General features: G+C 70.3%; 12 protein-coding genes and 1 pseudogene. 1 reads left to right on the top strand and 12 read right to left on the bottom strand.

Features of this window, described 5'->3' with window-relative positions:
• From ABYE80_RS10600 to ABYE80_RS10555, 10 genes and pseudogenes are all read right to left on the bottom strand, one after another.
• Positions 1-349: pseudogene (locus ABYE80_RS10600) on the bottom strand (hypothetical protein); the annotation flags it as partial.
• A 42-nt stretch (positions 350-391) separates the two neighbouring features.
• Positions 392-931 (bottom strand): NADH-quinone oxidoreductase subunit NuoI, encoded by a 540-nt coding sequence (gene nuoI, locus ABYE80_RS10595; RefSeq protein ID WP_372790242.1) that lies wholly within the window; start codon positions 929-931, stop codon positions 392-394.
• A gap of 19 nt (positions 932-950) precedes the next feature.
• The gene (gene nuoH / locus ABYE80_RS10590) at positions 951-1,970 is read right to left on the bottom strand and encodes an NADH-quinone oxidoreductase subunit NuoH (protein WP_372790241.1); all 1,020 of its coding nucleotides are present in this window, start codon (positions 1,968-1,970) and stop codon (positions 951-953) included.
• Entirely contained in the window at positions 1,970-4,690 is a 2,721-nt protein-coding gene (gene nuoG, locus ABYE80_RS10585; RefSeq protein ID WP_372790240.1) for an NADH-quinone oxidoreductase subunit NuoG, read from the bottom strand. The genes nuoH and nuoG overlap by 1 nt, the downstream gene beginning before the upstream one ends.
• Positions 4,690-5,985 carry an NADH-quinone oxidoreductase subunit NuoF gene (nuoF, locus tag ABYE80_RS10580; protein WP_372790239.1) on the bottom strand — a complete coding sequence of 432 codons (1,296 nt, stop codon included), beginning with the start codon at positions 5,983-5,985 and terminating at the stop codon, positions 4,690-4,692. The genes nuoG and nuoF overlap by 1 nt, the downstream gene beginning before the upstream one ends.
• Positions 5,982-6,701, bottom strand: a complete 720-nt coding sequence (locus ABYE80_RS10575; protein ID WP_372790238.1) for an NAD(P)H-dependent oxidoreductase subunit E — start codon at positions 6,699-6,701, stop codon at positions 5,982-5,984. Before ABYE80_RS10575 ends, nuoF begins: the two co-directional genes overlap by 4 nt.
• Positions 6,698-7,915, bottom strand: a complete 1,218-nt coding sequence (nuoD, locus tag ABYE80_RS10570) for an NADH dehydrogenase (quinone) subunit D (RefSeq protein ID WP_372790245.1) — start codon at positions 7,913-7,915, stop codon at positions 6,698-6,700. Before nuoD ends, ABYE80_RS10575 begins: the two co-directional genes overlap by 4 nt.
• A 56-nt stretch (positions 7,916-7,971) precedes the next feature.
• On the bottom strand, positions 7,972-8,484 hold the full coding sequence (locus ABYE80_RS10565) for an NADH-quinone oxidoreductase subunit C (RefSeq protein ID WP_372790237.1): 513 nt from the start codon (positions 8,482-8,484) through the stop codon (positions 7,972-7,974).
• Positions 8,477-9,088 carry an NADH-quinone oxidoreductase subunit B gene (locus ABYE80_RS10560; protein WP_372790244.1) on the bottom strand — a complete coding sequence of 204 codons (612 nt, stop codon included), beginning with the start codon at positions 9,086-9,088 and terminating at the stop codon, positions 8,477-8,479. Before ABYE80_RS10560 ends, ABYE80_RS10565 begins: the two co-directional genes overlap by 8 nt.
• 103 nt (positions 9,089-9,191) lie before the next feature.
• The gene (locus ABYE80_RS10555) at positions 9,192-9,554 is read right to left on the bottom strand and encodes an NADH-quinone oxidoreductase subunit A (protein WP_372790236.1); all 363 of its coding nucleotides are present in this window, start codon (positions 9,552-9,554) and stop codon (positions 9,192-9,194) included.
• Positions 9,555-9,669: 115 nt separating this feature from the next.
• Here ABYE80_RS10555 and ABYE80_RS10550 point away from each other — a divergent pair, with 115 nt between their 5' ends.
• Positions 9,670-10,122: a hypothetical protein gene (locus ABYE80_RS10550; protein ID WP_372790235.1), complete on the top strand. Its 453-nt coding sequence runs from the start codon at positions 9,670-9,672 to the stop codon at positions 10,120-10,122.
• Between the two features lie 82 nt (positions 10,123-10,204).
• Here ABYE80_RS10550 and ABYE80_RS10545 read toward each other — a convergent pair whose 3' ends face one another.
• Both ABYE80_RS10545 and ABYE80_RS10540 read right to left on the bottom strand, forming a co-directional pair.
• Positions 10,205-10,762, bottom strand: a complete 558-nt coding sequence (locus ABYE80_RS10545; RefSeq protein ID WP_372790234.1) for a cupredoxin domain-containing protein — start codon at positions 10,760-10,762, stop codon at positions 10,205-10,207.
• Between the two features lie 92 nt (positions 10,763-10,854).
• Positions 10,855-10,989 (bottom strand): flavin reductase family protein, encoded by a 135-nt coding sequence (locus tag ABYE80_RS10540; RefSeq protein ID WP_372790243.1) that lies wholly within the window; start codon positions 10,987-10,989, stop codon positions 10,855-10,857.
• Between the last annotated feature and the right edge of the window lie 6 nt (positions 10,990-10,995).

Here is a 10,995-nt window from a genome sequence, read left to right as displayed (position 1 = left end):
TGACCGAGCCCGAGTGCTCCTCGATCGGGATCGTGCCGCCGTCCGCCGCCGTGACCGTGATGCGAAGGACCGGGACCGCTTCGCCATGGCCTTCGTAGTAGAGGGACTGGCGTCCCTCGCTCAGGGTGATCGTGCGAGCGCCGGGGATCGAGACGCGTTGCAGGGCGTCCACGTCGTCCGCGAAGCCGACGAAACCGATGATGCCCCAGGCGATCGCGGCCGGTACGCCGAGCGCCATGACGAGCGCGCCGATGACGAAGCCCAGCCGGGAAGGCCGCTTGGGGCTGGGGGCGGGGGCCGGCGCGCCGAAGGCCGCCTCGGCCCGGGCGCGGGAGTCGGCGTCGCTCATGTCCGGACCGTTGCGGCTCGCGCCACGGCGACGACCGGCCCCCTACTCGCCTTCGGCACGGAGCGGGGTGCGCTCCATCGGCTCCTTGAGGAGCATCTCCTTGGTGAAGATCAGGTCCGAGCGGTTGTAGTCGCTCATCTCGTAGTCGTGCCCCATCGTGATCGCGTCGAACGGGCACGCGACCTCGCAGTAGCCGCAGAAGATGCAGCGCGAGAGGTTGATCTCGTAGACGGCCGCGTAGCGCTCGCCCGCGGACACGCGGTGCTCCGGGGTGTTCTCGGCCGCGACGACGCGGATGCAGTCCGCCGGGCAGGCGGCCGCGCAGAGCGAGCAGCCGACGCACTTCTCCAGGCCCGTGTCCTCGAACCGGTGCAGGCGGTGGCGGCCCCGGAAGCGGGGGTACACCGGCACCTTCTCCTCCGGGTAGGAGATCGTGTTGACGCCCTCCACGACGCGCGAGAAGGTCGTCTTGAGGCCACGCAGCGTCTCGCCGAAGGCACGGTAGGCGCCACCGGCCCCGCCAGGCTGCGGGCCGCGCTGGACGGCGACCACGTCGTCGCCGGGAGTCCATTCGATCGGCATCAGAAACGTCTCCGGGGCATCAGTCGGTCACCACGACGAGGATCGCCGTGACGAGCGTGTTCAGGGTGGCCAGCGGCAGCAGGATCTTCCAGCCGAAGCTCATCAGCTGGTCGTAGCGCAGGCGCGGCAGGGTGGCGCGGATCCACACGAACAGGATCACGAAGAGCGACATCTTCCCGAGGACGACGAACGGGTCGACCCAGGTCGGCGGGTCGATGCCGAACGGGAGCATCCAGCCGCCGAGGAAGACGGTCACCGTGATGCCGGAGACCACCAGGATGTTCAGGTACTCGGCGAAGAAGTAGGAGGCGAAGCCGCCGCCGCCGTACTCGGTGTTGTAGCCGCCGACGAGCTCGGCGTCCGCCTCGACGAGATCGAAGGGGGCGCGGTTGGTCTCCGCGAACGACGCGACGAGCCAGATCAGGAAGCCGGCGAACTGCGGCACGATGTACCACATGCCCTCCTGCGCCATGACGATCTCCGTCAGCGACAGCGTGCCCGCGGTGATGACGACGCCGACCAGCGCCAGGCCCTGCGCCACCTCGTAGGAGATGAGCTGCGCGGCGGCACGCATCGAGCCCAGGAAGGAGTACTTCGAGCCCGAGGCCCAGCCGCCGAGCATGATGCCGTAGAAGGCGATCGCGCCGAACGCGAACAGGTAGAGCGGGCCGATGCCCACGTCGACGCCGTACAGGCCGACCTGGGTGCCGAAGATGTCGACGGTGTCACCGAACGGGATGATGCTGAACGCGGCGACCGCGGTCATGATCGAGATGATCGGAGCGATCCGGAACAGCCAGCCGATCGACGTCTTCGGGCGGAAGGACTCCTTGGTGGCCAGCTTGATGATGTCCGCCAGCGGCTGCAGGAGGCCGAAGGGCCCGACGCGGTTGGGGCCGTAGCGGTGCTGGAAGCGGCCGAGCAGCTTGCGCTCGACGACGAGGACGATCGGGACGATCTGCAGGCCGATGGCGAAGATCAGGATCGACTTGACGATCTGGATCCACCACGGCTCGTAGTACTCGACGACCGCCAGCATCAGGCTTCGCCCTCCGGGTTGTGCGCCTGATCGGCAGGGGCGCCCTCGACGGTCTCGGGTGACGCGTCGACCTCGTCGGTCCGGTGCGCGTCGGTCTCCTCGGGGGTCGGGGCCTCGGAGGGCACCGTGTCGTCACCCGCGGAATCCGGCTCGGCGTCGGCCTCGGCCGCCGGCGCGCCGACGACGGCGGGCTCCCGGTCACGCCCGACGATCTCGACGAGCGGCCCGCCGAGCACGTTGGCCGACCCGTCGGCGATCCCGGTCTGCAGGAAGACCGTGCCCTCCGGCGCGTTCGCGCGGACGTGCACGACGGCGTCGACGGTGATGCCGTCACCGCCGACCGTCACGGCCTCACCGTGCCGGACGTCGAGGCGCTCGGCGTCGGCCGGGGCGATCTCGACCTTCTGGCGGGGAGCGAGGAACTTGAGCGCCGGAGCCACCTCGACCTCGGGCGAGGCCCAGATCGAGCGGAACGTGCCGAGGCGCAGCGCGCCGAGGTCGCTCACGCCGCCGTTCTCGCGACGTCCTCCTTGGCTGGGCGTCGCGGCGGCGAGCGCGCCGTCGGTCCCCGCCGGGTCCGCCGCGGGCTCCGGGAACGCCTGGGCCCCCGGGTCGGTGGCAGGCCAGCGCAGGCCCGTCCCGCCGAGGGCGTTCAGCGTGATCCCCGCGTAGAAGGGCACGGCCTCGACGAGTTGCGTGGTCGCCATCGCCCCGGTGAGGACACCGAGGTCGAGGTCGAGTCGTCCGGCGAGGTCGTTGAGCACCTGCCACTCGGGACGCACCTGGTCCTGACGGCCGATCGCGGGCCGCAGGCGCTGGACGCGGCCGTCCGGGTGCGTCAGCGTGCCTTCCTTCTCGGCGTGGCTCTCGGCGGGGAAGACGACGTTCGCGTGCTCACGGACGCCCTCGGTGAGGTACTGGGCGTGGGCGACCACGTAGGAGGCCTTCTCCAGCGCGGCGTCCCAGCCGGGCGCGTCGCCCGAGTCCCGGATCGGGTCGGTGTGCAGCAGGTACAGCGCGGTCAGGTCCCCGTCGCGCAGGCCGTCGGCGATGCCGGCCGCGTCGCGGCCCTCGGGGCCGGCGACGTAGCCCGGGCCGTAGCCGGGCAGGAACCCGGCCTCGGCGATCCCGCGGCCGTTCGTCGCGTCCGGGACGGCGAGCAGTCCAGCGCCCTCACGCCCGACGATGTTCAGGCCGCCGGCGATCTTCTGCAGCGCCTGGGCGACCCCGGAGGTGCCACGCAGCAGGCGCTGGCCGTACAGGATCACGACGTCGCCGGCGGTGGGCGGACCGTCGTTGCCGCCGGCGCCGGTGCGCAGCATCTCGGCCAGCGAGCGCAGCGCGTCGGCGTCGCAGCCCGCCGCACGGGCCGGACCGTCGACGTCCCCGCCGTAGATGGCCGCCGCGAGGCCGCTGACGAACGCGGCCTCGCCACCAGGTGCGAACCGCACGCTCAGCGCGGCGTTCGCGTCGAGCGACGAGGGGCGCGAGGTCGCGACGGCGAGCTTCACCCGGTTGCGACGCACGCCCTTGCGGATGCGCAGGTCGACGATCGGCATGTCGTCCACCGGCTCGGTCCCGAGGACGAGGACGGTGTGGGCGAACTCGAGGTCCGGCACCGACGCCTGCAGGTCCGGACGGGCCAGGGCGTGGAGATCGCGGGCGGCGATGCCGGGCGCGGAGTCGAGGTCCTGGCCCCCGAGCGCCTCCCGCACGATCCGCTGCACGAGGAACGCCTCCTCGTTGGTGGTGTCGCCACCGGCGAGCGCGGCGACCTTGCCGTGCATGCGGCCGAGCGCCGAGGCGGCCTCGCCGAGCGCGCGCTCCCAGGACACCTCGCGCAGGACGCCACCGTCCCGGACCATCGGCGCGGTGACGCGCTCGTCGGCATGGATCGCCTGGTAGGCGAAGCGGCCCTTGTCGCAGAGCCAGCCGTCGTCCACGCCATCGTGCTGGCGGGCCAGGACGCGCAGGACCCGCTCGTCGCGCACGGTCAGGTGCACGTTGCACTGCGACGGGCACAGGGTGCACACCGTCCCGCCGCCCTCGATGTCCCACGGGCGGGCGCGGAAGCGGTACGGGCGCGAGGTCAGCGCGCCGACCGGGCAGAGCTCGATGATGTTGCCGCTGAAGGGCGCCACGTAGGGGTGGCTGTCGAACGTGCCGACGTAGGTCGCGGCACCGCGCTCGTGCAGGACGAGCTGGTAGTCCTCGGAGACCTCCTGCGAGAACCGCACGCAGCGGTAGCAGAGGATGCAGCGCTCGCGGTCGATCGCGATGAGCGGCGAGAGCGCCAGCGGCTTCTCGAAGTGGCGCTTGGGCTCGACGAAGCGGCTCTTCCCGCCGCCCCAGCCGAAGGAGATGTCCTGCAGCGGGCACTCCCCGCCCTTGTCGCAGACGGGGCAGTCGAGCGGGTGGTTGACGAGCAGGAACTCGACGACCGCCTCCTGGGCCTCCTTCACGCGGGCGTTCTGCGTGTGGACGACCATGCCGTCCTTCACCGGCGTGGAGCACGCGGTCTGCAGCTTCGGGATGCCCTCGATCTCCACGAGGCACATGCGGCAGGCGCCGACGGGCGCGCCGAGCTTGGGCTCGTAACAGAAGACGGGGATCTCGACGTCGCCGAGCTTGGCGGCGTCGACCAGCATCATGTTCTCGTCGGCCTGGACCTCCCGACCGTCGATCGAGAAGGTGATCGTGCGCGGCGTGGGGCGGGGCATCAGGCGACGGCTCCGACCGACGCGAGCAGCGCGCGCTCGGACTCCTCGCGGCGCGCCTCGATGTACTCCTCGAACTCGCCGCGGAACTTCTTGACCATCGAGCCCACCGGCATCGCCATCGCGTCGCCCAGGACGCACAGGCAGTTGCCGATGATCCGCTCGCAGACCGAGGCGATGATGTCGAGGTCCATCGGGGTGGCCTCGCCGGACTTGATGCGCTGCAGCATCTTCACCGTCCAGGTCGTGCCCTCGCGACAGGGGGTGCACTTGCCGCACGACTCGTGCTTGTAGAACTCCGCGGTCTTCAAGGCCACGTCGACGACCGACGTGGTGTCGTCGGCGACGATGATCGCGCCCGAGCCGAGCATCGTCCCGGCCTTGGCGAGCGTGTCGAAGTCGTAGGAGAGGTCGAGGTCGTCGCCGGTGAGGACGGGGGAGGACGATCCGCCCGGGAACCACAGCTTCACGCTGCGACCCTCGCCGGGCCCGCCGGCCAAGCCGTAGATGATGTCCCGCGACTTCATGCCCAGCTCGATCTCGTAGTTGCCCGGCCGCTGGACGTGGCCGGAGATCGAGATCAGCTTGGTGCCGGTGGAGTTCTGGACGCCGATCTTCGCGTACTCGGCGCCACCCATCTCGACGATGAACGGCGTGGTCGCGAGGGTCTCCACGTTGTTGATCAGCGTGGGGCCCTGATAGAGGCCCTGGTTGGCCGGGAACGGCGGCTTCAGTCGCGGGTTGCCGCGCTTGCCCTCGAGCGCGTCGAGCAGCGCCGTCTCCTCGCCGCAGATGTAGGCGCCCGCGCCGCGGTGGACCCACATCTGCAGGTCGAAGCCGCTGCCGAGGATGTTCTTGCCGATCAGGCCGGCCGCCTTCGCCTCGTCGATCGCGGCCTCGAGGATGTCCGCCTGCTGGGCGTACTCGCCGCGGATGAAGATGAAGGACTGGTTCGCGCCGGCGGCGTAGGCGCCGATGATCATCCCCTCGATCAGCAGGTGGGGGATCTTCTGCATGAGCTCGCGGTCCTTGAACGTCCCGGGCTCGGACTCGTCCGCGTTGCAGACGAGGTACTTGTCCATGGCCCCCTTGGGCATGAAGGACGCCTTCATGCCCATCGAGAACCCGGCGCCACCGCGCCCGCGCAGTCCGGAGGCCTTGAGCTCCTCGACGAGCGCCTCGCGGGGCATCTGCAGCGCCTTCTTCAGGCGGTCGCCGTACCCGCCACGACGCTGGAAGACCTCGAGGGTGTTCAGGCCGGGCTCGTCGATGTTGTGGAAGATCAGGTTCGCGCTCATGACGTACGCTCGTTGGCGTTGGGATCGACGGAGCGGCGCTTGACGAGCTGCTTCTCGGGCAGCGGGTCGGCGCCGTCTCGGATGTGCTGGGCGAGCGTGGGGATCTCGGCGTCGTCGACGGGCCCGACGTAGACGCCGTCGATCGAGGCCATCGGGGCGATGTCGCACGCGCCGAGGCACTCGAACCCGCGGATGTTGACGTCGGGGTCGTCGGCCAGCTCGTCCTTCAGGCCGGCGAGCAGCTCGTCGCCGCCGCGCAGCGAGCACGAGATGTTCGTGCAGACGTAGACGGTCTTGCGGCCGACCGGCTTCGTCTCGAGCATGTCGTAGAAGCCCGCGACGGCGATGAGGTAGCCCGGGGTGAGCCGCATGACGCACGCCACCTGCTCGACCGCCTCGGGCGAGCACCAGCCGTGCAGCCGCTGCGCGGCCGCGAGCGCGGGGATCGACGCGCTGCGCCGGTCCGGGTAGCGCGTCATCAGGTCCTCGATCTCGGCGCGCAGCGCGTCCGGCACGGGTGTCGTGGCCGGGTCCGGGATCGAAGCCGGGTCCTTGCGCAGGTCGACGGCGTCGTCCCAGCCGGGGACGCGCGAGCCGGTCTGCGGGTCGCGGACCGGGGTCGGCTCGTTGGCCGCGACCTTCTGGCCGAGCTCGTTCGGGTCCGAGACGCCGACGAGACGCCGGCCGTGGCCGTTGGTGTGCGCCTCGCTGCTCATCGGTCGATCCCCCCGAGCACCGGGTCGAGCATCGCGAGCGTCGCGATGAGGTCCGCGATGTACGCGTCCTTGCACATCGGCGCCGTCGCCTGCAGGTTCACGAAGGAGGGGTCACGCATGTGCACGCGTGCGGGCTTGGACGAGCCGTCGGACCGCACGAAGCACGCGAGCTCGCCGCGAGGAGCCTCGCACGGGAAGTAGACCTCGCCCGGCGGGACGCGGAAGCCCTCGGTGACGAGCTTGAAGTGGTGGATGAGCGCCTCCATCGAGGTCGCCAGCTCGTGGCGGGGAGGCAGCGCGATCTTGCGGTCGCCCGTGATCGTCGGACCCTCGGGCAGGTTGTCCAGCGCCTGGTCGATGATCTTCACCGACTCGAGCATCTCCTGGACGCGGACGACGTAGCGGTCGTAGTTGTCGCCCTCGGTGCCCACCGGCACCTGGAAGTCGAAGTCCTCGTAGGACGAGTAGGGCATCGCCTTGCGCAGATCCCACGGGTTGCCCGCGGCACGCAGGAGCGGTCCGGTGACCCCGAGGCCGAACAGGGTCTCCTCGTCGAGCGTGCACACGCCACGCAGCCGCTGCAGCAGGATCTCGTTCTTGTTCAGCAGCGCGCGGTACTGCCCGACGCGCTCCGGCATCTTGGCGGTGAACTTCCGGACGTTCTCGATCCAGCCGTCCGGGATGTCCTCCATCACGCCGCCGACCTGGAAGTAGCGCGTGTGCATGCGCTGGCCGGTCGACTGCTCGAAGAGGTCGAGGATCTGCTCGCGCTCGCGGAAGCAGTACCAGAACATGGACATCGCGCCGACGTCCAGCGCGGAGGTCCCGAGCCACACCAGGTGGCTCATGATCCGGTTGAGCTCCATGTGGATGACCCGCAGGTACTGGGCCCGCTTGGGGACCTCCAGGTCCAGCAGGGTCTCCACCGCGCCGCAGTAGGCGTACGCGTTGAAGAAGTAGGAGAGGTAGTCCATCCGCTCGACGACGGGGATGACCTTCCAGTAGCTCTTGTCCTCGGCGGTCTTCTCGATGCCGGTGTGGACGTAGCCGATGATCGGCTTGATGTCGCGGACGATCTCGCCGTCGAGCTGGACGAGCAGGCGCAGGACCCCGTGCGTGGCAGGGTGGTGCGGCCCCATGTTGAGGGTCAGGAGCTCGGTGTCGAGATCCCCGACCGGGTGCTGGAGCTCGGAGAGGTCGACCGAGTCCTCCATCCGGCGGTAGGCGGACTTGCCGGCCGCGGGGTCGGCGCCGGTCGTCGTGATGTCGCTCATCGCGTCCATCCCGGGTTCGAGGACTCGTCGTGCGTGAACAGGACCGGCTCGCCGCCGATCGGGAAGTCGCGGCGCTGCGGATGGCCCTGGTAGTCCTCGGGCATGAGGATGCGACGCAGGTCGGGATGGCCCTCGAAGACCACGCCGAACATGTCGTAGACCTCGCGCTCCTGATGGTCGGCGGTCGGCCAGTCCGGCGTGACGGACTCGACGGTCGGGGCCTCGGTGTGCACCCGGATCTTGACGGTCAGCCGATCCTGGCGGGCCATGCTCAGCAGCTCGTAGTGGACCCCTAGCCGCGGCTCCTCCGGGTAGTAGTCGACCCCGTGCACGCTGGCGAGGAACGTCCACCCCTCCTGCTCGCGCAGGTGCTGCAGGGTGGCGCGGATGTGGCGGGGGTCGATCAGCAGCGTGCCCTTGCCGCGGAAGTGCAGCGTCCCGAGCACCGCGTCGGGCAGCTTGTCGCGCAGGCCGCCGGCCAGCAGCTCGAGGCCGGTCGCGTCAGGCACCCTTCGGCTCCCCGGGCTCCATGACGGTCAGCTCGTCGGCACGCGCCAGGAGCTGCTCGCCCTCGTCGGGCAGGACCTCGACGGTGTCGGTGGCGCCGTACCGCGCGCGCCAGCCGAGGGCCGGGTCGAGCTGGATCTGCTGACGCAGCTTGAGGATGCCGTGCATCAGGGCCTCGGGACGCGGGGGGCATCCCGGAACGTGCACGTCGACCGGCATGAACTTGTCGGCCGGCACGATCGCGTAGTTGTTGAACACGCCCATCGAGGACGAGCAGGCCCCCATCGCGATCGCCCACTTGGGCTCGAGCATCTGGTCGTAGATGCGGCGGACGACCGGCGCCATCTTGATGCTGACGCGGCCCGAGAGGATCAGCAGGTCGGCCTGACGGGGCGAGGCGCGGAAGGCCTCGAAGCCGAACCGGGCGACGTCGACGCGCGCGGCGACGATGCTCATCATCTCGATCGCGCAGCAGGCGAGACCGAAGGTGGCGGGGAACATCGCGTTCCCGCGGGCCCAGGCGACGGCCTTGTCGAGCGTCGTGGTGATGATGCGCGACTGGACGTACTCCTCGAGCTCGGGACCCTCGAGGTCGCCGCGCAGCATGTCCCGCGCGCGGAGCTGCTGCGAACGGAAGTCGGTCTGGCCCGGCTGTCCGCTCGGGAGCTTCTGACGGATCACGTCCATGTGCGCAGTCCCTTTCGGCGCCTCAGCGCCATTCCAGCGCGCCACGGCGCCAGACGTAGATGAACGCGATGAAGAGCAGGACGACGAACACGACCGTCTCGATGAGCGCGAACGTCCCGAAGGCCTTCAGCTGGACGGCCACCGGGTAGAGGAAGAGCACCTCGATGTCGAACAGGATGAAGAGCATCGCGATCAGGTAGAAGCTGATCCCGAACCGGAAGTTCTGCTGCACCTCGGACGGGAGCCCGCACTCGTACGGGTCCGTCTTGTTGTTGACCTTCAGCTTCTTCCGCGGCCCGAACATGGTGTTCAGGAACGCGAAGACGACGCCGACGATGGTGCCGAGGCCGAGGAAGACGATGGCTGGGGCGTACGAGCGCAGCACGGAAACGCTTTCTATCACCTTCGCGCCCGCAGCCGCGCCCGCTTGTGACGGCATGTCACAAAGTTGCAGATGGCACGTGCCGGACCGCGCGTCCCGCGTGCGACCATGCCGCCCGATGGAGACCTTCGTCCAAGTCGCGACGCTGCTCGCGGCGGCCGTCAACATCGCCGCGGCGGGAGTCGGCGGCCTGCGCTGGTATCGCGTCGAGCAGAGCGTGCTCGCCTGGAGGCTCATCCGCGTCGGCCAGGCGACGGGTGCGCTGCTCGCCGTGGTGGCGGGCGTGGCGTTCCTCGGCGGCGACGAGCCCGACGACGGCCTGCTGTGGCTGTACCTCCTGCTGCCGATCCCGGTGTCCTTCGTCGCCGAGCAGCTCCGTGCCGTGAGCGCGCAGACCGTGTTGGACGATCGCGGGCTCCCGGACTCCGACGCGATGCGCGCCCTCCCGGAGGAGACCCAGCGCTCCATCGTCGTGCAGATCCTGCGCAAGGAGCTCGGCGTCATGACGCTGGGAGCCTTCGTCGTGGCGTTCCTGGCGCTTCGCGCCTGGGGCGTGACGGACGGGCTCTGAGGTCCGCCTTCCCGGCGGACGAGAAAGGCCCCGCGTCCGACGCGGGGCCTTCTCGGCGACGACTAGCGCGATGCCCGCGGGATTACGGCGTCGTGGTCGTCGGCTGCGTCTGCGTCTCGGCCGGAGCGGTCTGCGTCTCCGTCGGGGCGGCCTGCGTCTCGGTCGGCGCGGGCTCCGTCACCGTCTGGGTCTGCGTCTCGGTGGGGGCCGGCTCCGTGACGGTCTGGGTCTGGGTCTCGGTCTGCGTCTCGGTGCGGTCCTCGTCGCCGACGGTCAGCGTCGCCTGGATCGCCTCGTTCTCCGGATCCTGGAGCTGGTAGGTCCCGGGGTCGAGCGTGACGCGCAGCGTTCGCTTGTCGCCGGCGTCGATGGCGTTCACGCGGTCGACCTCGCCGTTCTCGCCGCGGACGACGAGCGCGTGCGCCGCGGAGCCGGCGTTCTTGATGACGAGCTTGAGCTCGCCGGCGCTGGCCTGGATCTCTGCCGGGTCGATGCCCTGGTCGTTGACCGTGACGTCGATGCGCTGCCCGCTCGAGTCGGCGGCGCTGGTGTTGTCGTCTCCGCAGGCACCGATGCCGACGCTGACCGCGAGGGCCAGGAGGGTCACGGTCGCTGCACGGAGGGTCTTCGCTGGAGTCATGGCGACGGCCCTACCCCCGGGGCTCGGTGCGCAACCGCGGCCTCGACGCTCCGTGTCCGACGCCACACAGGCGCCACCGCCATGGCGGGCGGTCAGGCGATGCCGCAGTAGCGCCCACCGAACCACACCAGCGGGTCGCCCTGTGGCTCGTGGTGCACGGCGGTCACCGTCCCGATCCCGATCGTGTGGTCCCCGCCGGGCAGGAGCTCGCGCAGATCGCAGGCCAGCCAGGC

Source organism: Paraconexibacter sp., from assembly GCF_041602235.1.
Lineage (GTDB): Bacteria > Actinomycetota > Thermoleophilia > Solirubrobacterales > Solirubrobacteraceae > Paraconexibacter.
The sequence above is the reverse complement of the archived record's forward strand: the minus strand, read 5'-3'. Positions and strand labels throughout refer to the sequence as shown.